Origin of the sequence: Alienimonas chondri (genome assembly GCF_013036045.1) — a bacterium.
Classification (GTDB): Bacteria; Planctomycetota; Planctomycetia; order Planctomycetales; family Planctomycetaceae; genus Alienimonas; species Alienimonas chondri.
The window spans coordinates 1-25,650 of the sequence record NZ_WTPX01000006.1 but is presented as its reverse complement, the minus strand read 5'-3'; the positions used below and the strand labels follow the sequence as shown (position 1 = coordinate 25,650).

The following is a 25,650-nucleotide window of genomic DNA, read 5'->3' as shown; positions in this document are numbered from 1 at the left end:
CGGTCGGCAGGAGAGGGACGGGACGGACGGCGACGAAACGGAGCGATTATTCCACGCGGAAGGCGTCGCTTTGCACGATGCCGTGAATTAAGGAGCGGATGCGGTCGCCGTCGGATTCTAATTCGGCGACCAGAGCGTCCACCGTCTCGCGATCGCCGTACCCGAGGGGGCGGGCGAGCGCGTAGGTCAGCAGGCGCTCGGCGAAGGCCCGGGCGAAGCGGCCGCGCTGGGCCATTAATCCGGCTTTGAACTCCTCCAGGGAGGTGAAGGCGTGGCCGCCGGGCAGCGTGCCGGAGACGTCTAATTCCGGCCGGTTGCGACCGCGGAAGTCTTCGCCGTTGGCCTGGGTCCGCCATTTCCCGATCGCGTCGTAGTTCTCCAGCGCCAGCCCGTACGGATCGAGCGAACGATGGCAGGACGCGCAGGTCGCTTCGTCGCGGTGAAGTTCCAACCGCTCGCGGACGGTGAGGTTCTCGCCGGCGGCGTTCGGCTGCACCTCGCCGGCGTTCGGCGGCGGGGGCGGCGACGGGTCGTTGAACAGCGTGGCGAGCGCCCAGTTCGCCCGCCGAACCGGCAACGTCCGCGTGCCGTCGGCCAGCAGCGTCATCAAGCCAGCCATCCCGAGAACGCCGCCGCGATGCGCTTCCGGGCCGATCGCGACGCGACGAATCTCCGCTCCCTCCACGCCCTCAATGTCGTAGTGCCGGGCCAGCCGTTCGTTGATCATCACGAAGTCGGAATCGAGGAACGTGGTGATCGGTAGGTTCTCGTTCAGCACCTCGGCGAAGAAGGCGAGCGCCTCCTGCTTCGAGGCCTCCTCCAGCTCCGAATCATAGTCTCGGTATTGATCGGCCGGCATGACGGTGCCGAACTCGTTCACCCCCAACCATTGGGCGCCGAATCCTTCCGTCAGCGCCCGGCTGCGGGGGTCGGCGAGCATGCGTTCGACCTGTCCCCGCAGGACCGCGTCGTCGTCCAGCCGGCCCTCCGCGGCGAGCGCCGTGAGTTCCTCATCCGGCATCGTGTTCCACAGAAAATACGACAGCCGGCTGGCGAGCGCGAATTGATCGAAGTTCCCCTCCCCCGGGGCCGGGCGGTTGAGGAATAAGAAACCGGGGGAGACCAGAATCCGCGTGAGCCCCATCCGCAGGGAGGCGTGGAAGTCGCCGGTCTCTTCGTAGCTCGATTGAATCAGCCCCATCACCCCGTCGATCTCACGCGGTTCAACCGGCCGTCGAAAGGCCCGCGGGAGCAGCTTGGCGACGATTTCGCGGGCGTAGGCCAAGTCCTGCCGCTCATCGCCGTCGAACAGGACCGCGCGGTGACTGGCCGGGGGCCATTGCTCCTGGAGCGGCCCCTCGAACTCCATCCAGTCCAGCAGTAACCGCGGCGGTTGGACGTCGGCGTGCTCCGGATTGACATGCCGGACCGGGCCTTCCCAAGCCCTCGCCCGCTTCCGAGCCTCGGCGAGAAACGCGGTCAGCCGTTGGACCTCCGCATCGTCCCCGGCGGCTCGCGCCCGCTCCATCTTGGACACCGTTCCGTTGGTGTCCTGAAAGAGTTGATTGAAGGTCGGCGTGGAGACGATGTAGTCCCGCAGGTCGCTGTAAAGCAGCGTGATGGTCCGCTTTTGGTCGTCGGCTCCGCGGCGGAGGAACAACGTCGCCTCGACGATGTCCGGGTCGTCCAGCGTCGGCAGGGCGTCGACGGTGACAATTTTCTCCTGCGGCGTTTTGAAGTTATACGCCACCGCCAGCTGGACCGGCTCGCCCCGCGTGCCCGGATCGGCCCCGCAGCGGACGCGGACGCGGTAATAGCCGTCTTCGGGCACTCGGTTCTGAACGCCCACGGTGGCCAGCCGCCCCCACGGATCATCCTTTCGATAAGTCGGCCCGCCCTGGCGAAACAGCACGTCCTCCTCGCGGACCTCGAACGTCGGCGGGCCGGACGGTATTTCCACCTTCTCGTCGACGACGAAGCGGTTGTCCTCCGTGGGGCGGGGCGGGCGGATGCCCATGAAGCCCTCGTCACGGAGTCCCGCCTCCGCCTCGAAGCGGGCGACGTTGACTTCCGGTTCATAGACCGCCTCCCCCGAGGGATAGGGGCCGTCGATCGTCAGCCAATCAATAAACAATCGCGGCACGCGATCCAGCGATTGGGCCAGTTCATACGCCGGCCCGCGGAAGCCGGCCGCCTCCTGCTGCGCTTGAGCCAGTCCCTGCCGCCGTCGGGCGATCTCCGGCTCGTTGCCGCCGGCCACAGCCTGCCGCAGGGCGCCGCGGGCCTGCTTCACGGCTCTGGCGTGCCGTTGATGCTCCGCCGTGGGGCGAATCACCTCTTCGCCCGTGGTCCAGGAAAGATTGAGTTTCTGACGTTCGCCGGCCGCGGCGCTGCGGAGGAAGACCGTGTGTTCGATCACCTGCGGGTCGTCCAGCGGAGCCTCGACGGCCAACTCGAACGAGGCGGCGAGCGGCGTCTTCGCGGAGTATTCCATTCGCACCCGCACCGGTTCGCGACGACGCCCGGCGTCCGCCCCCGCCCGCAACCGCACGCGATACCAGCCGTCCTGCGTGACGATCTCCGCCAGATCCGGCGTCTGCCGACACATCCGTTGGAAGGGGCCGTCGTTCCGGTTCCCCACCGCGTCCACGAAGCGGACGCCGTCCCCCTCGACCGACAGCGGCGCCGGGCCGACCTCCACCCGGTGACCGTCGACGCCGGAGAACTCCGTATAACGCATCTGGCGATCGGGCGGTCGGATGGCCTCTTCCGGCTGCCAGGTCAACGACTGACGCGGCGGCGGGGCGGCGTTGACGATCGCCAGATCGGCGATCCGTTCCGCGACCGCGAGGCTCTGTTCGATTTGCGTCCGGTCGAAGAACAGCCCGGCGCTCAGGCGGTCGAAGCCCTCCGCCTTCCCGTCCGCCGGCAGGTCTTCGACGATCGGCGCCAGCAGCTTCGGATCGAGTTGCAGCAGATCGCGAACGGTGTTGGCGTATTCGCGGCGGTTCAGGCGTCGCATCGGGTGCTGACCGCCGGTCGATCGGGCGGCCCGTTCGGATTCCCGTAGGCCGTCGGCGATCCAGCGGGTCACGGCGAAGGCCCGGTCGGCGTCCGGCCGCGGCATCTCCTCCGGCGGCATGGCGCCGAGGTTGATCTGGTCCATCACCTCCAACCATCCGTCGGACGATTCGCCCGAGGCCAGTTGCGAGGAGAGCCGATCGACGCGGAAGCCCGCCATCCCCTCCCCGTCGCCGTGGCAGTCCCAGCAATGTTCCTTCAGGAAGGGCTTCACCAGCCGTTCATAGTCCGCCGCACGGGCCTCCGCCGGCGCCGGCTCTTCCGCCGGGGCGAACGGGCAGACCGCCAAATAGAATGCCGCGACGGCCTGGGGCGCCAGCCGGCGCCGGGGACCGCTAATCGCGGACTCGATCGGCATCACGAAGACCTCTTGGCAGAAAATCGGACCGGAGACGACGCATGCCTCATCGCACGGGGGCGATCGAGTCAGGATAAGGGTGCGCAGAAGACGCATCAATATGACGCGATGAATGGGGAAGCGATTCCGGGTGAATGCGTCCCCTCGCGTAACGAACCGGCACGCATCCCGGCCGCTTTGCGGGGACTGCGCCGTCTCTGTAAGACGGAATGATGAACCTCGCCTGTCTGACGCTGCTCCTGATCGCCGGTCCGCCGGGCGAGGCTCCGCCCGACGAGCCGCCCGGCGACTTCTCCCGACTGCATCGCATTCAGACGGCCTCGTCCGAGGAGCTGCGGAGCCTGCTGCGATATACCGGAGACCGACTGCCGATCGTCAGCGCCCATCGCGGCGGCTCCTACGAGGGCTTCCCCGAGAACGCCCTCGAGACCTATGCGAATACGATCTCGCATACGTTCTCCCTGCTGGAGATCGATACCCGCTTCACCAAAGACGGACAGATCGTTCTCCATCACGACGAGACGCTGGACCGCACGACGACGGGCACGGGTCGGCTTCAGGATTATACGCTCGCAGAATTAAAGCAGCTGCGTCTGGTCGATCGCAGCGGCCGGGCGACGGCGTTTCAGATTCCGACCCTCGACGAGGCCTTCGACTGGGCGCGCGGCAAGGCGATCCTCGTCCTTGATAAAAAGGTCGTTCCCCTGGAGCGATGCATCGCGGAGATTCAGAAGCACGATGCGGAGGGATTCGCGATGATTATCACGGGCAGCGTGGAGCAGGCGCAGACCTGTCATCGCCTCGCCCCCGGCCTGATGATGGAATGTTTCGTCGGCGATCGCCGGAAGCTCGAGGCGTTCGACGCCTCGGGGGTGCCGTGGTCGAGCATCGTGGCGTTCGTCGGTCATCAGCCGCCGGAGGACCCCGGGCTGCTTCGGATGATCCATGAACGAGGGGCGCTCTGTATGGCGGGCACCTCCCGACATCTGGACCGCGAACTCGTCGACGCCGAACCGGCGGACATGCCGGAACTGCGACGACGGTATCTCGATCTATTAGACGGCGGAGTCGACCTCCTCGAGACGGATCGCCCGCTGGAGGTTGGGCCGATCGTCTCGGCGAACGCGGACCCGACGGAACGACAGCACCGATTCCTGCAAGCGCCGCGCAAAGACAAAGACAAGGCGTCGGCCGGTCCGAATTAAGAGCGGCCCCTCATCCCGGCCGACCGATCCACAGGGTTCCGCGGCCACAGGGTTCCGCGGAGCGTCGACGCGGCCACGTGGAACCGGCAAGCCAAATCCGGGACGATTTCGTCGCTCGTCCCCCCGCGGTCCGCAAACCGACCGCGCCGTAGTCCCTCAGAAAGGCTGATGACCGATGCTGTTCCGACACGCCCTCGCCCTGACCGCCGTCGTCTCGTGCTGCACCGTCGCAGCGGGGGACGACGGTCCGCCCGAAGCCGGCCCGGTCAGCCTGTTTAACGGAGAGAACCTCGACGGCTGGCACAGCGACGTGCCGGCCGCGGACGACGACCCGGACGTGAAGCCGTCGTTCATCGTCCGCGACGGGATGCTGGTGAGCCTCGGGTCGCCAAACGGGCATCTCATCACGGACGCCAAGCACGCGAACTATCGCCTCGACGTCGAATATCGCTTCGCCGGCAAGCCGGGGAACTGCGGCGTGTTGGTGCACGCCTCCACGCCGCGGGCGCTTTATAAGATGTTCCCCAAGTCGATCGAGGTGCAGATGAACCACAAGCACGCCGGCGACTTCTGGTGCATCGTGGAAGACATCGCCGTCCCGAACATGGTCGAGTGCCGCGGCCCGAAAGAGAAATGGGGCATCACCGAGGGCAAGGCCCGGCGGATCTTGAACCTGACCGACGATTCGGAAAAGCCGCTGGGCGAGTGGAATAAAATGACGATCGAATGCGTCGACGACGAAGTCAAAGTGTGGGTCAACGGCGACCTCGTCAATCACGGTCACGACTGCACGGCGACCTCCGGCCAGATCGCCGTGCAGGCGGAGGGCGCCGAGGTGGAGTTCAAGAAACTCCAGCTGACGCCCATCAAAACCCTGAGCGAAACGCCGTAGTTTTCATCAGCACGAGGCGCCCGGCCCCGCGCGACGCGGGGCCGCGGCGCCCAGCGCTGTACGGGGCCGCCTCAGGCGGTTCGCCGCTTCATAAATGCTAATCCGTTCGTCGCGAGGGCCTCTTCATCGGGGAACATCCGTCGCCAGATCCGCGTCGCGGCGGCCAGTTCGGGCAGGGCCATGCCGAACGCTTCGATCACCAGCCAGCCGTCGTAGCCGATCTCTTTGAGGGCGTCGAACGTCGCGTCCCAATGCACCTGCCCTTCGCCCGGCGTGCTGCGGTCGTTCTCGGAGATATGGACGTGCCGCAGGTGCGGGGCGGCGTGGCGGATCGCGGCGGCGACGTCCTTCTCCTCGATGTTCGCGTGGAACGTGTCGTACATGCAGCCGACCGCGGGACGGTCGACCGCCGCGGCGAAATCCGCGGCTTCCATTTGCGAATTGAGGAAGTAGCACTCGAACCGGTTGATCGCCTCGACCGCGATCGTCACGCCCACGTCCGCGGCATGCTCGCCCGCGGCGGCGACCGCCTCGACGGCGCGATCCCACTCCGTCTGAGTTCGCGGGGCGCCGGTGAACACGCCCAGCGGCGAATGCACCGGGCCGACGAGCGTCTCGATCCCCGCCGCAGCACAACAGTCGAGGATGCCCCGCAGATGATCGATCGCCGCCTGCCGGGCAGCGGGGTCGTCGCTGATCGGATTCACCTCCGGCGTGCAGACCGTCACCCCCGTCCGTCGCAGACCGACGTCGTCGCACATCGCCCCTAATTTCTTCCCGACGGCCTCGTCGCCGGTGAACAACGGCAGCTCCGCGCCGTCGTAACCCCAGCGTTTAATATCGGCCAACAGCGGGGCGTGCGCCTCCGTGACCTCGGTGGTCCACAGCAGTAAATTCAAACCGTATTTCATCAGGCTCTCCGGGGACGGGGCGAAGGGTTCGGATACGTCCGACGTTCAGCGTTCGACGGTTACGGCCATCACGATGGGCGCCGTGTTATCCGGTCCTTTGACGAGGTCGATCGTCTCGATCACCGCGTCGGGACGTTCCGGCGTCACGGAGAGGGAGCGGATCTGCTGATCGCCCAAAGCGAAGGCGAATTCGCTGCCGGGGACGTCGACGCGGCGAATATAATCCGCGAAGTGCACGCCGTTTTTCAGCGGATGATCCTCCGTCGTGCCGTCGGCGTAATGCAGGCGAACGATCATGGAGACGCTTTCGTTCCGGTCGTAGGGGAAGCTCCACCCGCCCACGCCGCTGAGCAGGTGAATCGCCTTCGCCGTCGCCCCGTAGGGCAGCGTGACGGACTTCGGCATCGACGGCGGCAGCGAGCCGTTCGGGCCGTTCAAGAGCACGACGTTCGGCTTCGATTGGCCGGCCGGATCGACGAGCACGAACGGCGTCTCGCCGACCGTCTTCGGCTTCCAATCCGGGAAGATCAGCCGGTCCGGACCTTCGTCGCCGTCGTGGAACAGGCCCTTCGTACTGACCGCGGTCGCCACCTTATCGAGCGGCAGCGGGACGAATCGGCCCTTCGCGGTGAGGAACGTCAGCAGATCGACCAGTTCGGTCTCGGTCATCTGCTTTTCAAACCCCTCCGGCATCAGGGACTTCCGCGAGCCTTGCAGTTCCAGCAAATCCTCGCGGGACAAACTCGTTTCTTTCCCCTTCGTATCGACCAGCGTGATGCTGGTGCGGGTCTCGGAGGTCAGCATGCCCTGCAGCACCTGCCCCTCGGTCGTCAGGGCCGTATAGAGACGGAAGTTGCTCTCCACGCTGCGGGAGGGGTCGATGATGTGCGTGAGGATCTCCTCCCGCGGATGCACGACCATGCCGGACAGATTCGGGCCGATGTCGGCGCCCAGATCGCCGATTTTATGGCAGACGGAGCAATGCTTCTTATATGCCTCGCGACCGGCGTCGACGTCGCCTTCGCGTTCGGTCAGCGGCAACAGCGTTTGCAGCACGGCCTCGCGGTCGGCGTTCGGCAGGCCGCCGTCCATCGCCAGCAGTTTGCGGCCTCGCTCGCGGATTCCGCGGTTCGGGAAGTCCCGCAGGGCGGTCTTCTGCTCGATGGAAAGGTCGGTGAGGGCCAGTTCGCCGGCTTCCGCCGCGGACAGCAGCGCCGTGACCCACTCCGGCCGGCTCAGCAACACGTCGATCGCGGCGGAGGCGATCTGGGGGGTGAACGCCCCCATCGCATACACCAGCGACTCGCCCGTTTCCGGGCTGCGACTGTCGCGGACCGCCGCGAGCAACCCCCGAGCCAACTGCGGCGGGGTTTGGGCGGTGATCTGGGCGAGCGCTTCATCGACGACGGCCGGGTCGTCCGGGCGGAACCCGATCAGGTCGCGGGCGGCGGACAGCCGGCGCTCCTCCGCGGCATCGACGTCGGAGAGCGTGGCGATCAATTCGTCGACGATCTCCTCCTCGAATGCGTCGAGGGCGTCGGTCCCGCTGCGGGCGGCGAGGCGAATCAGCTTGCCCCGAGCCGCGGCGGGCGTCCCCTCGAACGCTTTGACCAACGCCGCGTCGAACGCGGCCGTCGGTTGGAACGCCGCCCGAGCCGGCAGCCCGGCGGTGAGGCCGTCCAGCACGGCTTCGACCAGCGCCTCGTCGCCGCGGTCCATCCGAGCGATCACCGCGGTGAGCGCCTCGCGGTCCGGTCCGCTGCGGGCCAGGTGCTCCGCGACCCGAGCGGCGATTTGCAACGTCGTGCTCGTCGGCGGCGCCTCGTCGGAGGCCGCCAGCGCGGCCGACAAATATCCGCCCGCATGAGCCGCCGCCGCCGCGGTGAGGGCGTCTCGCAAGACCGGGTCGGTCTCGTTCGCCGCCCGCTCCGCGATCAGCGCGCCCACCTCGTCGTTCGACGGCAGGTCGGCCAGCGCCAGGAGCGCGGCGAGTTGCACCTGAGCGTCTTCGTCCCGCAGCAGCGACTTGTGCGCCGTCAGGATGGCGGCGCCCTGTGCGTTATGCGGCAAGACGTCGAGACGCTCCGGCGCGAGTTGAATCGCGTTCCGCCGCACGCCGGCGGAGGGATGCTCCAACGCGGCGGCGAGGACTGGCGCGGACAGGCGCTCCAAGCCGTGCAGCGTGTGCAGGGCGTGGATCGCGGCGACGTTCAGGCCGATCTCGTCCACGGATTCGTCGGCGACCAGCGCCGCGAGTTCCTCCGTCACGCCGACGGCGTCGCGTTCGATCAATAACCGCTGGGCCTGCAAGCGCCACCGCATCGACGGATGGGCGAGGGCGGCGACCAGTTCGGCATCGGTCGCGGCGGTGAGGCCCGAGAAGTCATGCAGTTTTTCAGCGGCGTTCTCGTCCGGGACGATGCGGAGGATGCGGCCGTGCTTTTTATCCCGCAGATCGCTCTCGTACGCGGCGCCCTTCCCCGTTTCAAAGCCCCGCGGCGTGGGGTTGTGCTGCACGATATAGTTGTACCAGTCCAGGACCCAGACGGCGCCGTCCGGGCCGACCTCCGCCATGATGGGGGCGGTCCATTCGTCGTCGCTGGCGAAGAGGTTCGCAGGACTGGTCGACGTAAAGTTCGCCCCCTCCGGGGTCAGGACGAACGTGCCGACGAGGTGCCCCGTGGGGCCGGCGGTGAAGGCCGTCCGGTTCCACCACTGCTGCGGGAACGCCCGTGCGGTATACAGCGCGTGCCCGGCGCCGGCGGTGTAGCCGCCGAACCAATCGACCTGGCGCACGTTCTCCGTGATCGGGTCGTATTTATAGCTGTCGGCGATGCCGTCCAACCGTTGGGGCGACCACCCGCGGACCTGTTCGTAATAGCGGTTCGGGATCGGCATGAACTCGCTGGGGTTGCCGTTGGCGGTCGAGCCGAAGATCAGGCCCTCCTCGCTGATGCCCAGCCCCCAGGTGTTGTTGTTCGTGGAGCGCACGAATTCGAGATCCGTGACCGTCGGGATCGCCTGTTCGCCGCTCGCGTCCGTCGCGGGTTCGGACAATTTGAACCGCCAGAACCCCTGCCGGAAGGACTGCACCGGATCCCCGGCGTTCCCTTCGGCGTCGACTAAGCGGGGCGAACTGTTGTTATAGCCCTGCATCGACCAGATCCAGTTATCCAGCCCGTAGCGGAAGTTGCTGACGCCGCCGTGCGTGTCGCCCAGCGCCCAGCCGGTGATGAGCGTTTTGCGGACGTCGGATACGTCGTCGCCGTCGGTGTCTTTTAAGAAGACGGTGTTCGGGCCGTCCTGCACGATCGCTCCGCCGCGGGCGATCACGATCGCCGTGGGGATGCTCAGTCCGTCGGCGAAGACGGTGAACTTGTCCGCGACGGCGTCGCCGTCGGTGTCCTCGCAAATGCGAATGCGGTCGCGTCCGCCGCCCAGTTCGTTCGGATAATCGACCGTTTCACAGATCCACAGGCGGCCGCGGGCGTCCCACGTCATCGCGATCGGCTTGGCCTGGAAGTTCCGCTCGTCGGCATAGAGCTTGATCTCCAACCCCTCCGGCACGACGGCGTGCTTGATCGACGCCTCCGGCGTCAGCGGCAGTTGCATCAGCGTCCGCGGGTCGCCCTGCTCGCCCCACTTTTCGCCGGGGGTGTAGTTCGGGATCTTCGGGCCGACGTCGACGTATTGAAATTCCGCCCGATCCGGGGCCAGCGCCGTCATCGCCGGCGTGGTGAACGGCTCCCGCTCCCGATAGGCCGGGATCGCGGACGGGTCGGCGCCGCAGGCCCATAACGTCCCGCGGGCGACGAGGTTGACGAACCCGGGGTTCTTGAACGTCCGGCCGTCATGTCCCCAGGCGGTATAAAAGACCCGCCCCTCGCCCTGCGTGCGCACCCAGGTCCACGGCTCGCGATCGTTCCCCTCGGCCTGCGGCTCGCCGGCGCGATAGGTGAGGACGGTGCGGTCGTCTTCGTTGTGCAGGTGATGGACGTAGGTTTCGTCCCAACTCGTGAAGCCGTCGAAGCCCTCCGTGACGGGGTGATCGGGGACGGCGATCTGCGTGGAGAACGTGCCGGTTCCGTGGCGAAGGAACCGGGCGCCCATCAGTGCCGTCATCCGCGGATCGTTCCGCCAGCAGAACGTCGCGCAGTGCAGCGGAACGAAGCCGCCGCCGCCCTCGACGTACTTTAAGACCGCGTCCGCGTGCGGCTTCTCGATCGAATCGATGTTGGCGTAGAGCATCAACCCGTCGTACCGACCGAGCGTCTCCGCCTTCAGGTCGGCGATGCGGTCCGTATAGGTCAGTTCGATGCCGCGGTTTTTCAATGCGGGCGCCAGTTCTGCGAACCGCACCCGCGGTTGATGCGGGCCGTCGTCGCCCAGAAACAGCAACGACACGCCCTCCGCCTCTCCCCCGGAGGCGGCCGTCGGGGCGACGCAGGCGACCGCCAGCAGCGCCGCGAGGGACGTCAAGATCAGATTTCTTGCAGCGTGCAGCATGGAATCAAAGTGCGAGGGGAACGACAGATCGTCAGCCGGCAGAAAGGAGCGACGAGGCGCGACGGGCGAACCGTTAGCCGAGGGTGAACTCGGGCAGGCGGACGAGTTCGCCGCCCTTCAACGCGGACTCGTGGGCGCACAACCCGACGCAGGTCCAGTTGGCGCTGGTCACGGCGTTCGGTTGCGGATCGCGGTCGTCGATTAATGCGGAGACCATTTCGTGGACCATATGCGGGTGCGAGCCGCCGTGTCCGCCGCCCTGCAGGAAGGAGAGGTGGTCCGCGTCGTGGATCTCCGCGGGCAGCGTGAACCGCTGGATCTCTTGGGGCAGCAGATGGGCGAAGTCGGGGATCTCAACCTTCGTCGGGATCTCCGGCTCGGGCTTGCCGGCGGTGTGCAGGACGTGATGTTCGCCTTCCGTCAGCGTCCATTCAAAGCTTTTGTTCGTGCCGTAGACGTCGAAGCTCTCCCGGTACTGCCGGGCGACGTCATAGAGGAACCGCCAGATATGGGCCGTCAGGTCGCGGTCCTTCACCTTAATATGGCAGGTCTCCACGGCGAACGGGTTGCCGGACTTCTCGCGAATATCGTCCCGCACGCGGCCGCTGCCGAAGCAACTGACGGCTTCCGCCGGGGAGTCCATCAGGCCCAGGCAGGGGCTGACCACGTGCGTGGCGTAGTGCATCGGGATCATCCGCTCCCAATACTCCGGCCAGCCGTTCATATCCTGCGGATGCGAGGCGGCGAGGTACTGCACCTCCCCCAGTTCGCCCTTCTCGTAGAGGTCTTTGATGTAGAGATACTCGCGGCTGTAGACCACGGTCTCCGCCATCATGTATTTCAAGCCGGTCTCGCGGACCTTCTCCACGATCTGGCGGCAGTCCTCGACGGTGGTGGCCATCGGGACGGTGCACATGACGTGCTTGCCGGCGTCCAGCGCCTGCAACGTCATCCGGGCGTGGTCCGGGATCGGGCTGTTGATATGAACGAAGTCGACGCCGTCGTCCTTCAAGACGTCTTCGTATTCGGTATACCGAGTTTCGATGCCGAACTGATCGCCGCAGGCGTTCAGCTTCGCCTCGTCCCGACGACAGATCGCGGAGACGTTCGCCTGCGGGTGGGCCTGATAGATCGGAATGAATTCCGCCCCGAAGCCGAGGCCGACCATCGCGACGTTGACTGTGTCGGTCATGGAACGCGGTTCTTGAGAGGTGCAACGTGAAACGAGAAGCGGGCGTCGCCCGCTGGAGGAAGGGACCGCCGAATCGTCAGGGGCGAATGAGTTCGATGCGGAACTCGTTCCCCCCGGGTTCGACCGTCACCTGCTTCGTTTTAGGAACCAATCCTTCGTACGGCGAGCGAGTCGGCGGCGGCGCGGCGACGCCGGGCTCTCCCGAACTGGTCGTCTCGCTGCGAGGCGCCTCCGCCGGGGGGGCGATGTAGGACACGGCGTGCGTACCGACGACGGCGCCGTCCTCGGGGGCGTAGGTGCTAACGAAGAAACCGCCGTCCGCGTCGATCGTCGCCGCCCCCGCCTTCCCCGGTTCGGCGTCGCCGCCGGCTCGAGTCGGGGCGAAGGACAGTTGCCCCCCGCTGACCGGCTCTCCGTCAAAGGTGACGGTGCCCCGCACCGGCGCGGTGTCTCGTTGGTCAGACCCGCCGCAGCCGATCGCCAACAGGGGCAACGCGACCGCGAGGGAGAATCGAACGTTGGCGAGCATGAATTGATGAAGGGCGTGAATTGCGGGGCGCCCCGAGCGACGACCGGCGGGAGAACGCCGTGTCGGGGCCGCGGCGGGCGGAAGTGGGCTCCAAGGAGCCGTGATTACGGAGCCTCGTAGACTTCGCCGTTGGAACGGGTGCCCATGCCCCGCCAGGTGTCCACGTCGACGTTCTCGCTGACGAAGCGGACGGCTCCGTCCCCCAGAACCGTCTGCACGCCGCCGGCGTGCCAGCTTCGTGCGGCGACGACGTTCCAACGCCAGTTGTCCTCGCCCATATTATCGCAGAGTTTGCCCAACGATCCGCCGAGGTTGTCGTAGCAGCGGTTGACCCGGTCGTTGATCAACGAGTTGGGCCCGTGATGCGTATTGAACCCCGCCCCCATGGCCACCGTCGTGCGGCCCATCGCCTGCCAAACGGGGACGGCCTCCGGGGTAATAATCTCGCTGACCATGACCGTCGTGCTCAGGCCGTCGTAGCAATCGGCGAACGAGACGACCTCGTCGATCTCAAATAATCCTTTCCGGCCGGAGACGCCGTTGTAATCGGCGGCTTCGTAGCTCGTGTTGCCGAAGCACGCGACGTAATTGTGCAGCGGCGACTGCCAATCCAGCGCCCCCTGCTCCTCGAATTTCCTCGAATCCGTGGGGCAGAGATGAGAGGGATTAAATCCGTTGCGAATCTCCAGCGACTCCTGATGACCGTTGATGACGTACCGGAGGTCGATGTTCTTATAAGTCGGCTCCTGATCCATCTGCGGCAAGATCCGCGCGAACCAGCTCCAACCGTCTCGGGCGTTGCCCCAACCACGATCGGCGCCGTTCAGTTCCTTCATGTACGTCGTCACCCCGAAAGGCAGAACCTGATAGGTGCTTTCGTAGTTGTGCATCGCCAGCCCGATCTGCTTCAGGTTGTTTTGGCATTGGCTCCGGCGGGCCGCTTCGCGGGCCTGTTGCACCGCCGGCAGGAGCAGGCTCACCAGGATCGCGATGATGGCGATGACCACCAGCAGTTCGATCAGCGTGAAACCGGACCGACGACGAGAAGCACGACGCGTCGACATGAGCAATTCCGAATAGGTTGCAGGGTTGGGCGATCGCCCGAAGGACGAACCCAACGGTATCTCCGCATGAACGGACGAGAATACGACATTGCGTCAATCTCTTTCGACATTTCACCGACACGCATCAACCCCGCCCGTTCAGTATCGATCTCGAGTAAGATCTCCTTCCATATGACCCCTTGAACGAGAGGTTGAACGGACTCCCCCGCCCCGGGGGAGCATCGGGAGCGCCCCGCCGGAATCGTCTCATGTCGTCGACCCGCCGCCCGTCGGTCGCATTGTTGATCGAGACGTCGAACGCTTACGCTCGGGGGGTGCTGGACGGGATCACGCAGTGGCAGCGGGAGCACGAGGCGTGGTCCGTCTATCTGCCGGAACAGGAGCGCGGCGCCCCGCCGCCGGGTTGGTTCGCCGAATGGGACGGCGACGGCGTGATCGCCCGGGTGGAAACCGATGCGATCGCGCAGGTTCTCGCCGGAGCCGGCGTGCCGGTGGTCGACGTCAGCGCCGGCCGGCTGCTGCCCGGCGCCCCCTGCGTGGAGACCGACAACCCCGCCATCGCCGAGGCCGCCTTCGAGCACCTCGCGGAGCGGGGCTTTCAGTCCTTCGGATATTGCGGCGACCCCCGGTTTCGCTGGTCGAACGAGCGCCGCGATCGGTTCGTCGAACTCGCGGCGGAGGCGGGCTTCCCCTGCAGAGCGTTCGATACCTCCGTCCTCGGCGAGGCGGACCGATCCTGGACTGAAGAACGCCGCCGCCTGCGCGACTGGGTCCGGGATCTGCCGCGACCGGCCGGCGTGTTCGCCTGCTACGATATTCGTGCGCAACAGGTGTTGGACGTCTGTCGCGGGCTGGACATCGCGGTGCCGGAGGAGATCGCCGTGCTGGGAGCCGACAACGACCGATTGCTGTGCGACCTCACCTCCCCCCCGCTGTCCAGCGTGATCTGCGACGCCCGCCGGATCGGGTATGAGGCGGCGGCGATGTTGGCTCGGAAGATGGCCGGGGAAGCGGTTCCGCCGGACGCGGTGTTCGTCGGCCCGGTGGGCGTGGAGACGCGGCAGTCGACGGACACGCTGGCGATCGAAGACCCGGACGTCGCCGCCGCCGTGCGGTTCATCCGAGAACGGGCCGCGACGGGCATCAACGTCAAAGACGTCTTGCGGACCGTCCCGCTGTCCCGCCGCGTGCTGGAGGACCGCTTCCAGTCGCTGTTGGGCCGAACGCCGCACGAGGAGATCGCCCGCGTGCGGCTGGCCCGCGTCAAACGGTTGCTGTTGGGCACGGACCTGCCGATCGCGGAGATCGCGTATCGAACCGGGTTCGGCTCCGCGGCGTATCTCTCCGCGGCGTTCCGCAAGAGCGTCGGCGTCTCCCCACGGGCGTTCCGCAAAGACGGCGAACCGGCTGATTGACGCTTCGATTCGTTCCGTTTGAACGCGATTCATCTCGTCATCCCATGAAAAACGACCGCCGCGGGTTGCCGCGGCGGTCGTCGGGTCGATCTCGCCCGGGGGCGAGCGGTCACCGCTGACGACTGGCCACCGCGGCGGCGGGCGGAACCTGCCGTTCGAGGTCGAACCGGTCCAGCGTCATCACCTTCGTCCACGCCTCGACGAAGTCGTCGACGAACTTCTCCTCCGCATCGTCCGCGGCGTAGACCTCCGCGATGCCGCGGAGCTGAGCGTTGGAGCCGAACACCAGATCGACGCTGCTGGCGGTCCACTTCGCCTCGCCGGTCTCGCGATCCTTGCCTTCATAGAAGTGATCGCAGATCGAGGAGACCTCCCAAACCGTGCCCATATCGAGCAGGTTGACGAAGAAGTCGTTGGTCAGCGTCCCCGGGCGATCCGTCAGCACGCCCAGTTCCTTCATCGGGCCGGAGCCGGCGTTGGCGCCCAACGCCCGCATCCCGCCGACCAGCACGGTCATCTCCGGAGCGGTCAGGGTCAGCTTGCGAGCCGTCTGGACCAGCAGCTTCGGTCCGGGTTCGGTGACGGAGCGGCTCTGATAGTTGCGGAATCCGTCCGCCTCCGGCTCGAGAACGTCGATGGATTCAACGTCCGTCATCTCCGCGGTCGCGTCGGTGCGGCCGGGGACGAAGGGGACCTGAACGTCGCGTCCGGCCTTCTTCGCCGCGTCCTCGATCGCCGCGCCGCCGGCGAGCACGATCAGGTCGGCCAGCGAGACCCGTTTCTTCCCGGTCTGGGCGTCGTTGAACTCCTTTTGCACCTCTTCCAGCGTGGCGAGAATCCGCGTCAGTTCGGCGGGGTCGTTCACTTCCCAGTCCTTCTGGGGAGCGAGGCGAATGCGGGCGCCGTTCGCTCCGCCCCGCTTATCGAAGCCGCGGTACGAGGCCGCGGACGCCCACGCCGTCTCCACCAACTGAGAGGTCGACAGACCGGACTCCAGCACCGACTTCTTCAGCACGGCGACGTCCGCCGCGTCGATCAATTCATGATCGACCGCCGGCACCGGATCCTGCCAGAGCTGGGCCGGGGGCACGTCCGGGCCGAGCAAGCGATCGACCGGTCCCATATCGCGGTGGGTCAATTTATACCACGCCTTGGCGAAGGCCCGTTCGAACTCCTCCGGGTTCTCGTGGAACCGCTTGGAGATCGGGCCGTAGATCGGGTCGACCTTCAAGGAGAGGTCCGTGGTGAACATCATCGGGGCGTGGGTCTTCGAGGGATCATGGGCGTCCGGCACGGTGCCGGCGCCGGCGTCGCCCTTCGGCTTCCACTGCCAGGCGCCCGCGGGGCTTTTGGTCAGTTCCCACTCATAACCGAACAGGTTGTCGAAGTAGCCGTTGGACCACTGCGTGGGCGTGCTGGTCCAGGCGCCTTCCAGCCCGCTGGTGATCGTCTTGTCGCCGTGGCCGGCGCCGTACTTGTTCTTCCAGCCGAGGCCCTGCTCTTCGAGCGTCGCCCCTTCCGGCTCGGCGCCGACGTATTCGTTCGGGTCGCCGGCGCCGTGCGCCTTGCCGAAGGTGTGGCCGCCGGCGATCAGGGCGACGGTTTCCTCGTCGTTCATGGCCATGCGGCCGAAGGTATCGCGAATCGCGATCGCGGAGGCCATCGGGTCCGGCTCGCCGTTCACGCCCTGCGGGTTGACGTAGATCAGCCCCATATGAGACGCGGCCAGATTCTTCTCGAGCACGCGTTCGCCGTCCTCGTTCTCGCTATAGCGCTTGTCGTTGCCCATCCATTCGGTTTCGGCGCCCCAATAGATATCGCTTTCCGGCTCCCACAGATCCACGCGACCGCCGCCGAAGCCGAACGTCTCCACGCCCATATCTTCCAGGGCGCACAGGCCAGTCAGCTGCATCAGGTCGCCCCAGGACAGCTTGGCGCCGTACTTCTGTTTGACCGGCCAGAGCAGCCGGCGGGCTTTATCGAGGTTCGTGTTGTCCGGCCAACTGCTCAGCGGGGCGAACCGCAGCGTGCCCGAGGAGGCCCCGCCGCGGCCGTCGGCCACGCGGTAGGTGCCGGCCGCGTGCCAGGCCATGCGGATGAAGAACGGGCCGTAGTGACCGTAGTCGGCCGGCCACCAATCCTTCGATTCCGTCATCAACGCCTTGATGTCCTTCTTGACCGCGGCGAGGTCGAGCGTCTGGAACTCCGCGGCGTAGTCGAATTCCTCGCCCAGCGGGTTCAGCGCCGGCGGGTTCTGATGCAACACCGTCAGATCGAGCTGGTTCGGCCACCATTGATCGTTCGAGTACCCGCGGCCCACGGAAGCGGGCCGGCCGGCGGCCATGTCGCCCATCACCGGGCACTTGGCGGCAGGCCGTCCTTCGACCGCGTCGCCCGCTTCGCCGTCGGTTTCGGCGCCGACCGGGCCTTCCTGGGCCGTTCCGTCGCCGGGCTTGGTGACGGTCGGCCCCTGCTGGGCGAAGGCGGTCGTGGCGACGCAGGTCGCGACGACGCCGGCCCACAGCCGGGCTGGGATAGCAAATTTCGTCATGATGTTTCCTGAAAGAGCGGAACGGGGAGCGCAGACTCGAGTCGCTCGGGGGGCATTATGACGGAGTCTCGGGAAAGATTGACCGCAAAGGCTGCATACCGCCCATGCGTCGCGCGTATGGGTTGAAATGAACGACGGCGTCGCTTGACTGACGAACCGCCCCGATGCGTTTGACGCATCGGTCTTTCCCCCCGCCGCCGAACGGTTTCGCCGCCTTGGAACTGACGCCGCTCCGCTACTTCCTCCGAGCCGCCGACCGGGAGAACTTCACCCAGGCGGCGAAGGAGTTGAGCGTCTCCCAGCCGGCGCTGAGCCGGGCGGTCGCGGGGTTGGAGCGAGAACTGGGGCGTCCGCTGTTCGAGCGCGACGGCCGCTGCGTGCGACTGACCGACGCCGGGCGGACGTTTCGTTCCCAGGCGGCGAAGATCGTCGGCTTGGCGGACGACGCGCGAGCCGCGCTGATCGACGACGGCCGCACCGGCGCCGTCCGGGTCGCGGTGATCCCCACGCTGGCGCCGCAGTTGTTGCCGCCGCTGCTGCGGGCGTTCGTCGCAATCCGCCCGGAGGCGGAGGTACGGGTCTGCGAAGACGTGACCGCCGAGTGCGTCCGCCGCGTGCGAGCCGGGGAGAGCGATCTCGCCCTGATGACCCTGCCGGTCCCGGACCCGTCGCTGCGCGTCGAACGCCTGTACGAGGAGGAGCTGGTCGCCGCCCTGCCCGCCGATCATCGCTTGGCGGACGCCGCGAACGCGCCGTCGCTGACGGTGAACGATTTGCAATCGGAGCCGTTCGTGCTGCTGGGGGAGGCGCATTGTTTGTCGGACGAGGTGTTGTCGTTCTGCCGGCGCTCCGCGGTGCAGCCGGTCGTGTTGGAGCGGACGAGCCAGTTGGCGACGGTGAAGGAGCTGGTCGCCGCGGGGCACGGCGTGTCGCTGGTGCCCGCCGAAGCGACGGACGACGACCCGCGGATCGCCTACCGCCGCCTCGCCGGCGACCGCCCGACCCGCACCGTCGCCGCGACCTGGGACGCCGACCGTTACGTCAGCCGCCTGACCGCCGCCTTCCTGGACGTGCTGCGCGGCCGCAACGCCCCGCCGCCGACGCTCCGCTGAGGCCGGCGCAGCGGCGAACCCGACCGCGGGGAGACTCGAAGTTCTCCGCGGTCGGGCCGCTCGGTCAGGTTGTCGACTCAGGTTCTGCATCACGCATGTCGTTCGCCGCCCCGCCCGGCCTTGTTCCCTCGAAAGGGGCCGGGACCCGGCCGGTGTACGCCGGGGTTGGGAGGAGAAAGGTGGAATACGGGCGTCCAGCGCTCGCCGGGCCACGGGGTCGTGCCGCCCGCGGCGCCCGGGGCCGGGCGAGCCGGTCCTTGATCGGAACCGGTTCGCTGGCTCTCCCGGACCACCGCGTGACGGGGTCGGCGTCCGTGCCGACGGGCGGGGGGCGGATCGCGTCGATTCGCTGCGCAAGCGATCCGACGCGGGGGCGAGGTCTTACGGCGTCCGTCACCCACGTCGGCCGCGTCGCTCGTCCCGCGAGGAGAGCCGACGGCTGCCCGCATCGATGCGGGCGGGGAACGTCGGTCCCTCACCTATAGCGGGATCGGGACGCATTTTGTCCGAACCGTTTGCCGTGCGGAGACTTCGGCGTACGAACTGTCGTGATCCTCGACCGTACGCCGACCGTTCGCACCTCGCTCTCCCGACACGACCGACGCACCGGAACGTGATGAACCCCAAGCACAAGAAATTGCTGATCGTCGGCGTCGCGTCCCTGCTGACGGGACTGGCGGCGCCGTTGGTCGGTCTGCTGGCGACCATGGCGGGGATGTCCGCGACGTTCGGCCAGATCGCCGACTCGCCCACGGCGCCGAACCCCGAGGATCTCGCCAGCGGCGTTTCGGAGCCGCTCCTGACGACCCTGATCGGGCTGGCCGCGTCGGCCGTGTTCGCCCCCCTCGGCCTACTATTGATCGTGCTCGCGGTGGTCTTTCACTATCAGCAACGAGACGCTCAGACGCCCGCCGACCGGCAGCCCAGGCCGCGATAAAAGAGTGCATCTGGGATCGACAGCCCGAGGCGCGAGCCGAGGCGTGCAAACTCGGCAGGTTCACCCGGCAGTGCAGCCGGCCTCAGTTCATGCGGACGGATCGGGCGATGCCGAAGGGGCCGCTGAAGAGTTGAACGACTCCGAGAATCGCCAGAGGTTCGAATCGGTTGTCGGGCCCTTCGGCTTCGAGGTAGCGGGGGTCGATGCCCTCCTTTCGCAAGCGACCTTCGTTCATCAGGTCGGTCGGCGGGTCGTCCAATAAGGTCTTGACGTTCAGGCCCTGCCCCGCCGGGTGATTCTGCAGCCCGAGTTGAATCAATCCGCTCGGGAAGAGCCGCTCCCCCGTGAACAGCCCTTTGATCTGATCCATCATCCTCAGCCAGCCGTCGATCTGGGCGTCGGAGATCGGCAGGCCGAGTTGGTCGTTTTGCCGCGGGTGCGGCAGCCATTCATAGTCGTCGTCGGTTTCGTCGCGGATGTGCTCCCAGGTTTCCCGATTCAATTCGCACACCGCGACGACATGCAGCCGCGCTCGTCGGAGTCGCTGCGGATCGCCCAGGCGAACGCTGTCGAGGATCGTTCTCTCATTATAAGCGGCTTCCCAATCCACGGCCCGCACCGCCTCCCCCATCGCCGATAGCAGGTGACAATACGCCCGTAGCCAAGCCACGTCGCCGCGGTCGAAGTGAACCCGGAAGTCCGGATTGATCTCCTGAAATTCAAATCGTCCCCCGTTGAGCGAGGTCAGCACGTCGATGAGAGCCACGCGGCCGGTCTCGTCGCCCGTGAGATTCAGCGTTATCTTGGAAAGCCGCAGTCGCAGTTTGACGTCGTCGTCTTCGATCCCGGCGAGCGTGCGTTCGGCGCGATCGAGGTCGGCGAGGAACAGGTCGATCACCCGGCAGGCCTCCTTGTAACTCGGCTCCTCGGCGTCCTCATTGGGCGGAACCGGAAGCCGAAGGAAGATCCCCCCCGACCGCTGCCCGTTCACCCCGTATTCGTGCAGCGCCTGACCGAGTCGCTCGACCGCTTGGACGAACTGGAGCACGCCCAGCCCGAACCGCGCCTCGTCGTTCGTCGGGTCGGCGTCGAGCGTCAGCAGCAGCGCTGTTTCGCCCTCCGAGAGCCGGCCTTCATGTAGAAACGCCTCGGCAGGCGACACGGGCGGAGCTGCGCCGCAAGCGACGCCTGCCGACAGCAACACGGCGGCGGCGATCGAGATTCGGACCGCCGACCGTCCCGCCGGCAAGATCAAACGGACCCGGCCGCCCGACCGCCCGCCGCTTGGAAATCGGAGTGATTGTTCCATCGACATGAGCCGTCCTTCCCGAGCGCGAAACCTGATCTAGGTCACCGCTCGCCGACCGCCCTGTCAAGCGGCGACTGTGCGGCGGGTGGGGGGCAGCAGGAAGAGCGGCGGCAGCCGACAGACCGGATGTCCTAGAGCCGGTGACGGCCGAACGCCCTCGCCGGCGTTGGGTCGCAACTCGTTCTGGGGCATCCGCTTCGCTTCTGTCCCAGCCACCGGGCCGGCAGCCCGAGACGCGAGCCGAGGTCGAATGTCGTTGTTCCCATCGCACAACCTCGGCTTGCGCCTCGGGCTGCCAGGGCGTTCATCGCCCAAACGGCCTCGACGGCCGACGCAGCATCTCTGGTCGGCCGCGGCCGATGCGGCGCCTTACTTCACGCGGGTGGCGGTCTTGATCTTGCCCTTCTCGTCCAGCCCGTTCATCGATCGGCCGTCGACGGAGAGCCGCATGCGGTCGAGCCGATACCCCGTCGACGTGCCGGGCTCCTGCCCCGACAGCGACAGCACGCCCCGCCGGCACGTCCATCGCAGGTCGCGCTCTTCGCCGGCCGTCCCGTCCGACCAAAGTTCGACGTCCTCGTCGCTGCGGGAGCCGACGCTCACGTTCAGGACGGCCACGACGCGGGGGGTCATATAGAGCGTGATCCGGGTTTGAATCTCCCGGGCCGCCTCGGGATCGTCCCGGATCGCCCGCCGCAAGCTTCGTTCAGCGGCTTTTCTCAGACGCTTCCCGGACTCGGCGCCCCGGACGAGGAACTCCCCGGCGTGATCGCGCATCGGCAACGACAGCGGGATCAGCCCGTCCTCCTCGAACGCTTTTCGCTCCTCCTGCATCGTGCGGAGCAGGCTCGCCGTCTCCTCGACGGAGAGCTTGATGCCCCCGTTGAGTTTCCCCGCCCGGACGAGCTTCTCTTCCGCGTCGAAGGCGGCGAGGAGCCGCTCCGCGTGCTTATCCATCGCTTCGACATGCGCGTCGTACGCATCGTCAAATTCATCGCCCTCGACCTCGACCTGTTGAAATCCGCACGAGACCGCGACGGCTCCGACGGCGGCGATCCCGACGGCGACGCGAAGGACGGTCATCGGTTCTCCCAAATACGGGCGAGGAACAAGGCGAAAAATTACACTGCGAAGCGGACGGGGCTGTCAAGCGAATACTGCACGGACGCTTCGGACGCCGGCGGGACCGCCCGTCGCACGCAGTGCAATCCACGCCGCCCTCATCACCGCCCGAACGGCGTCACCGGCCGAACGGCCGCGGCGCCGGACGCAATAATTCCGGCAGTCGCACGTCCGTCTTGGCGATCGCGAGGCGGGTGCGGGCGCTGACTTTATTAATGCGCGGGTTCGCCGTCAGGCTCCGCCAGCCGCGGTCTTCCCAAGTACGGGGATCAGCGGCCTCCTCCGGGATCAAATCGTCGGTCGCGGCGCCGGGTTCCCAGAGATATTGCCGGCGGGCGCCGGCGATGCGGGTGAACGGCCATTTCGTCTCGCGGCTTTGCACGAGCTGTTTAATCGGCCAATCCGGGTGCGTGCGGAACACGCGGCCGCACATCTGGACGGTCGGTCCCTTGGAGCTGTCTCGGCAAAACACCGTTTGCAGGTCCGGGCTGTCGAAGCCTTCGGTCAGCACCATGCAATTGACCAGCACGCGGGTCGCGCCGGATTGAAAGCGGGCGAGTTGAGCCTCGCGGTCGCTGTCGCCGGTGACCGTTTCGCAGGTCACGCCGCCGACGGTCAGGCGTTCTTCAAGCTCGACGCACTCCGCCCGGGTGCGAAAAAAGGCGATGCTTTTGCCCCAGCGATCGGGGTTCCGCAGATACGTCTCGGCGACGCCGGCGGGGGTGTGGGCGGGGATGGAAAAGTGATCGTATTTCGAGAGGTACCCGTCGGCGATCAGTTGATGGATGCCGGCGTCGCGCAGCACGCGGTCGAAGCAGAGCTTCATCTTGTCGGTGCGAAACGGCGTCGCGGTCAGGCCGAGAATCCACCGCGGCCGCAGCGTGTTGTGGAGGTGGGCCATGCTGGCCGCGGCGTCGTGCTGAGCCTCGTCGACGACTAATAATTCGATCCCCGGGGGCGGGTTTTTGTCGAACATGCTGACCGTGACCAGCGGGTCGACGCCGATGCGCTTGGCCTCGTTCTCCGCGGCGGTCTGGGCGAGGAGGTTCCGCCGCATCGCCGCCCAGCCGACCTTCACGCCGAACTCCTCCTGCAACAGCTTGGCGATCAACAGGCCCATCACCGTCTTGCCGCTGCCGGTGGGCGATTCGATCAGCACGCTGCGGGCGGCCGGCGAGACGTGCCCGGCGGGGTCCGTGTGGCGACCGGTCAGATGGGCGACGGCGTCGCGGACGATCCGGGCCTGATAGACCCGCGGCTGCACCGCGGTGGCCGGCAGCAGCGCCGCGAGGGCGTCGTACGGCTCGAGTGCGGGGGCGGGGGGAAGAGCGGGCATCGCGGCGCGTCCGTGCGGGGGAATCGGGACGCAGCGTACCGCCTCGCGGGGCCGGTTCCCTACCGAAACCGGCCGATCGGCCGCACAATCGCGGCGCGCCGCTCCCGTTCGCCCCGTCCCGTTCGTCGTTCGTCCATGGCCGAGTCCTCCACCGCCCCGCCGGCATCCCCCGGCAAACCGTCCGTCGCCGTCGTGGGCGCCGGGATGGCCGGGCTGACCTGCGCCAAGGTGCTGAACGACGCCGGGGCGAAGGTCACCGTCTTCGAGCAGGCCGACGGCGTGGGCGGACGGGTTCGCACCGACGGCTATCAGGGCTTCAAGCTGGACCGCGGCTTTCAGGTGCACCTGACGGCCTACCCGGAGGCGAAGCGGCATCTCGACCACGACGCCCTCGATCTGCACCCGTTCCGGCCGGGAGCGTTGATCCATCACAGGGGCAAGCTGCGGCGGATGGACGATCCGTGGCGGGCGTGGAAGAAGCCGCTGGACCTGCTCAAGACCGCGGCGCTGGGCGTGGGCACGCCGATGGACAAGTTGAAGGTCGGCGGACTACGGGCATCGGCGCTGTCGGGGACGATCGAGCAATTGTTCCGCCTGCCGGAACGCACCACCTTGGCGGCGCTGCGGGACAACGCGGGGCTGTCCGACGAGATTATCGATTCGTTCTTCCGCCCGTTCCTCGGCGGGGTGTTTTTAGAGCGGGACTTAGCGACCAGCAATCGGTTCTTCTACTTCGTGTTCCGCATGTTCGCCGAGGGTCAGGCGACGCTGCCCGGCGGGGGGATCGGGGCCGTGCCGAAGCAGCTCGCCGACCGTTTGCCGTACGGCAGCGTGCGATTGAACCGGACGATCTCCGCCGTGACGAAGACGTCCGTGACGGTCGCGGGCGCCGAGCCGCAAACGTTCGACGCGGTGGTCCTCGCCGCCGGCGACGCCGCGGCGAAATCGCTGGGCGTGAGCGTCGACGACGCCGCCCCGAAGACCTGGCGCAGCGTGACGACCGTGTACTTCACCTCCGACCGGGCGGCGGTGAACGAGCCGACGTTGATCCTCAACGGCGACGGCCCCGACCCCGCCCGACCGGGCGGCGGGCCGATTAATAATCTGTCGTTTCTCTCCCGCGTCTGCCCGACCTACGCCAGCGGGGGGAAGGAATTGATCTCCGTGACGGTCCTGAACGAAGCGGCGGAGAACCCCAAGCTGGTCCAGGCGATCCGCACGCAGGCGGTGGAGTGGTTCGGCCGAGAGGCGGAGCGGTGGGAGCATCTCAAAACGGTCGCGGTGCCCCGGGCGCTGCCGTCATTCGAACCGCCGACCACCCCGCCGGACACCGTGCCGGTGACGACCGTCGACGGCATCTACGTCTGCGGCGACTGGCGGAGCGACCCGAGCCTCAACGGCGCCATGGCCGCCGGCCGCCGCGCCGCCGAGGCGGCGTTGGCGGCGGGCGCCTGAGCGCTTGAAGCGGACTTCGCCCCTCCGTCGTTCGCTTGCGGTTTCGCGGGGCCCGAGAGTTCTCCGGTCCCGCGAAACCGCAAGCGGATCGGTCGTTTCTTTCACTCGCTCCAGATCGCCAGTTCGTTGCCGGTGGGGTCGGTGAAGTGGAAGCGGCGGCCGCCGGGGAACGTGAAGATCGGCTTCACGATCGCCCCGCCGGCGGCTTCGATCGCGGCCTGGGCTGCGGCGAGGTCCGCGGCGTACAGCACCGGCAACGGGCCGGCGTCCCGCGGGCCGACGGGGCGGGTCCGATCGAAGCCGCCGTCCAACCCGGCGCCGTCGAAGCTGAGGTAGTCCGGGCCCCACTCCGTGAACGTCCAGCCGAACGCCGTTCCGTAGAACGTCCGCGTCGCCGCCGGGTCGGTCATCGGCAGTTCGAGGTAGTTGATGGTGTTGGTGACGGGCACGGAGGCGATCGGCAGGTGAGTGAGGTACGGCGGCGGGCGGCCCGGCGGCGCTCGGCTGGTTCACGCAGCCGGTGTACGCGGCCGGTTTACGCGGGTCGGCGCGCAGTCTACTCTGAGGCGTTCAGGACGCGACGCGTCCGCCGGTCAGCGGTGCGCCGGGTTCGGGGTGGACCCAAGCGGCTGTTCTGAACGACACCCCCCGCCGACCGTCCGCGCGTTCGCGGCC

17 protein-coding genes are annotated in these 25,650 nt (G+C 67.2%); 6 read left to right on the top strand and 11 right to left on the bottom strand.

Annotated features, from left to right (window positions below; all coding sequences use genetic code 11):
* Nucleotides 1-46 precede the first annotated feature (46 nt).
* Nucleotides 47-3,439 carry a DUF1592 domain-containing protein gene (locus LzC2_RS01690; RefSeq protein WP_171183068.1) on the bottom strand — a complete coding sequence of 1,131 codons (3,393 nt, stop codon included), beginning with the start codon at nucleotides 3,437-3,439 and terminating at the stop codon, nucleotides 47-49.
* A 212-nt stretch (nucleotides 3,440-3,651) separates the two neighbouring features.
* On the opposite strand from LzC2_RS01690, the gene LzC2_RS01685 reads away from it, so the two are divergent.
* Nucleotides 3,652-4,644 (top strand): glycerophosphodiester phosphodiesterase family protein, encoded by a 993-nt coding sequence (locus LzC2_RS01685; protein ID WP_171183066.1) that lies wholly within the window; start codon nucleotides 3,652-3,654, stop codon nucleotides 4,642-4,644.
* A gap of 175 nt (nucleotides 4,645-4,819) precedes the next feature.
* On the top strand, nucleotides 4,820-5,536 hold the full coding sequence (locus LzC2_RS01680; protein WP_171183064.1) for a 3-keto-disaccharide hydrolase: 717 nt from the start codon (nucleotides 4,820-4,822) through the stop codon (nucleotides 5,534-5,536).
* Between the two features lie 71 nt (nucleotides 5,537-5,607).
* Here LzC2_RS01680 and LzC2_RS01675 read toward each other — a convergent pair whose 3' ends face one another.
* From LzC2_RS01675 to LzC2_RS01655, 5 genes are all read right to left on the bottom strand, one after another.
* Complete coding sequence (locus LzC2_RS01675) at nucleotides 5,608-6,447, bottom strand: sugar phosphate isomerase/epimerase family protein (protein ID WP_171183063.1); 840 nt, start codon at nucleotides 6,445-6,447, stop codon at nucleotides 5,608-5,610.
* A 45-nt stretch (nucleotides 6,448-6,492) separates the two neighbouring features.
* Nucleotides 6,493-10,953: a PVC-type heme-binding CxxCH protein gene (locus LzC2_RS01670; RefSeq protein ID WP_171183060.1), complete on the bottom strand. Its 4,461-nt coding sequence runs from the start codon at nucleotides 10,951-10,953 to the stop codon at nucleotides 6,493-6,495.
* A 73-nt stretch (nucleotides 10,954-11,026) separates the two neighbouring features.
* Nucleotides 11,027-12,145 carry a Gfo/Idh/MocA family protein gene (locus LzC2_RS01665; protein ID WP_171183058.1) on the bottom strand — a complete coding sequence of 373 codons (1,119 nt, stop codon included), beginning with the start codon at nucleotides 12,143-12,145 and terminating at the stop codon, nucleotides 11,027-11,029.
* Nucleotides 12,146-12,221: 76 nt separating this feature from the next.
* On the bottom strand, nucleotides 12,222-12,674 hold the full coding sequence (locus LzC2_RS01660; RefSeq protein ID WP_171183056.1) for a hypothetical protein: 453 nt from the start codon (nucleotides 12,672-12,674) through the stop codon (nucleotides 12,222-12,224).
* A gap of 104 nt (nucleotides 12,675-12,778) precedes the next feature.
* On the bottom strand, nucleotides 12,779-13,738 hold the full coding sequence (locus LzC2_RS01655; RefSeq protein WP_171183055.1) for a DUF1559 domain-containing protein: 960 nt from the start codon (nucleotides 13,736-13,738) through the stop codon (nucleotides 12,779-12,781).
* A 248-nt stretch (nucleotides 13,739-13,986) separates the two neighbouring features.
* On the opposite strand from LzC2_RS01655, the gene LzC2_RS01650 reads away from it, so the two are divergent.
* Entirely contained in the window at nucleotides 13,987-15,153 is a 1,167-nt protein-coding gene (locus tag LzC2_RS01650; protein ID WP_171183053.1) for an AraC family transcriptional regulator, read from the top strand.
* Between the two features lie 109 nt (nucleotides 15,154-15,262).
* On the opposite strand, the gene katG is transcribed toward LzC2_RS01650, so the two are convergent.
* Nucleotides 15,263-17,704, bottom strand: coding sequence for a catalase/peroxidase HPI (gene katG / locus LzC2_RS01645; RefSeq protein WP_171183051.1), 2,442 nt, complete (start codon nucleotides 17,702-17,704; stop codon nucleotides 15,263-15,265).
* A 164-nt stretch (nucleotides 17,705-17,868) separates the two neighbouring features.
* Here katG and LzC2_RS01640 point away from each other — a divergent pair, with 164 nt between their 5' ends.
* On the top strand, nucleotides 17,869-18,816 hold the full coding sequence (locus LzC2_RS01640) for a LysR family transcriptional regulator (protein WP_246254646.1): 948 nt from the start codon (nucleotides 17,869-17,871) through the stop codon (nucleotides 18,814-18,816).
* Between the two features lie 616 nt (nucleotides 18,817-19,432).
* Nucleotides 19,433-19,753, top strand: coding sequence for a MotA/TolQ/ExbB proton channel family protein (locus LzC2_RS01635; RefSeq protein WP_171183048.1), 321 nt, complete (start codon nucleotides 19,433-19,435; stop codon nucleotides 19,751-19,753).
* 82 nt (nucleotides 19,754-19,835) lie between these two features.
* On the opposite strand, the gene LzC2_RS01630 is transcribed toward LzC2_RS01635, so the two are convergent.
* From LzC2_RS01630 to LzC2_RS01620, 3 genes are all read right to left on the bottom strand, one after another.
* Nucleotides 19,836-20,915, bottom strand: coding sequence for a hypothetical protein (locus LzC2_RS01630; RefSeq protein ID WP_171183046.1), 1,080 nt, complete (start codon nucleotides 20,913-20,915; stop codon nucleotides 19,836-19,838).
* Nucleotides 20,916-21,431: 516 nt separating this feature from the next.
* Nucleotides 21,432-22,145, bottom strand: coding sequence for a hypothetical protein (locus LzC2_RS01625; protein WP_171183044.1), 714 nt, complete (start codon nucleotides 22,143-22,145; stop codon nucleotides 21,432-21,434).
* Nucleotides 22,146-22,302: 157 nt separating this feature from the next.
* Nucleotides 22,303-23,520 (bottom strand): DEAD/DEAH box helicase, encoded by a 1,218-nt coding sequence (locus LzC2_RS01620; RefSeq protein ID WP_171183041.1) that lies wholly within the window; start codon nucleotides 23,518-23,520, stop codon nucleotides 22,303-22,305.
* A 135-nt stretch (nucleotides 23,521-23,655) separates the two neighbouring features.
* Between LzC2_RS01620 and LzC2_RS01615 the strand changes: the two genes are divergently transcribed.
* A complete protein-coding gene (locus tag LzC2_RS01615) occupies nucleotides 23,656-24,975 on the top strand; it encodes an NAD(P)/FAD-dependent oxidoreductase (protein WP_171183038.1) in 1,320 nt (439 codons plus the stop codon).
* A gap of 101 nt (nucleotides 24,976-25,076) precedes the next feature.
* Here LzC2_RS01615 and LzC2_RS01610 read toward each other — a convergent pair whose 3' ends face one another.
* Nucleotides 25,077-25,433, bottom strand: a complete 357-nt coding sequence (locus LzC2_RS01610) for a VOC family protein (RefSeq protein ID WP_414636406.1) — start codon at nucleotides 25,431-25,433, stop codon at nucleotides 25,077-25,079.
* Nucleotides 25,434-25,650 lie beyond the last annotated feature (217 nt).

Excerpts from the sequence above, each read along its gene's own strand:
- LzC2_RS01690 (WP_171183068.1), bottom strand. The coding sequence starts at position 3,439 with ATGCCGATCGAGTCCGCGATTAGCGGTCCCCGGCGCCGGCTGGCGCCC.
- LzC2_RS01685 (WP_171183066.1), top strand. The coding sequence starts at position 3,652 with ATGAACCTCGCCTGTCTGACGCTGCTCCTGATCGCCGGTCCGCCGGGC.
- LzC2_RS01680 (WP_171183064.1), top strand. The coding sequence starts at position 4,820 with ATGCTGTTCCGACACGCCCTCGCCCTGACCGCCGTCGTCTCGTGCTGC.
- LzC2_RS01675 (WP_171183063.1), bottom strand. The coding sequence starts at position 6,447 with ATGAAATACGGTTTGAATTTACTGCTGTGGACCACCGAGGTCACGGAG.
- LzC2_RS01670 (WP_171183060.1), bottom strand. The coding sequence starts at position 10,953 with ATGCTGCACGCTGCAAGAAATCTGATCTTGACGTCCCTCGCGGCGCTG.
- LzC2_RS01665 (WP_171183058.1), bottom strand. The coding sequence starts at position 12,145 with ATGACCGACACAGTCAACGTCGCGATGGTCGGCCTCGGCTTCGGGGCG.
- LzC2_RS01660 (WP_171183056.1), bottom strand. The coding sequence starts at position 12,674 with ATGCTCGCCAACGTTCGATTCTCCCTCGCGGTCGCGTTGCCCCTGTTG.
- LzC2_RS01655 (WP_171183055.1), bottom strand. The coding sequence starts at position 13,738 with ATGTCGACGCGTCGTGCTTCTCGTCGTCGGTCCGGTTTCACGCTGATC.
- LzC2_RS01650 (WP_171183053.1), top strand. The coding sequence starts at position 13,987 with ATGTCGTCGACCCGCCGCCCGTCGGTCGCATTGTTGATCGAGACGTCG.
- katG (WP_171183051.1), bottom strand. The coding sequence starts at position 17,704 with ATGACGAAATTTGCTATCCCAGCCCGGCTGTGGGCCGGCGTCGTCGCG.
- LzC2_RS01640 (WP_246254646.1), top strand. The coding sequence starts at position 17,869 with ATGCGTTTGACGCATCGGTCTTTCCCCCCGCCGCCGAACGGTTTCGCC.
- LzC2_RS01635 (WP_171183048.1), top strand. The coding sequence starts at position 19,433 with ATGAACCCCAAGCACAAGAAATTGCTGATCGTCGGCGTCGCGTCCCTG.
- LzC2_RS01625 (WP_171183044.1), bottom strand. The coding sequence starts at position 22,145 with ATGACCGTCCTTCGCGTCGCCGTCGGGATCGCCGCCGTCGGAGCCGTC.
- LzC2_RS01620 (WP_171183041.1), bottom strand. The coding sequence starts at position 23,520 with ATGCCCGCTCTTCCCCCCGCCCCCGCACTCGAGCCGTACGACGCCCTC.
- LzC2_RS01615 (WP_171183038.1), top strand. The coding sequence starts at position 23,656 with ATGGCCGAGTCCTCCACCGCCCCGCCGGCATCCCCCGGCAAACCGTCC.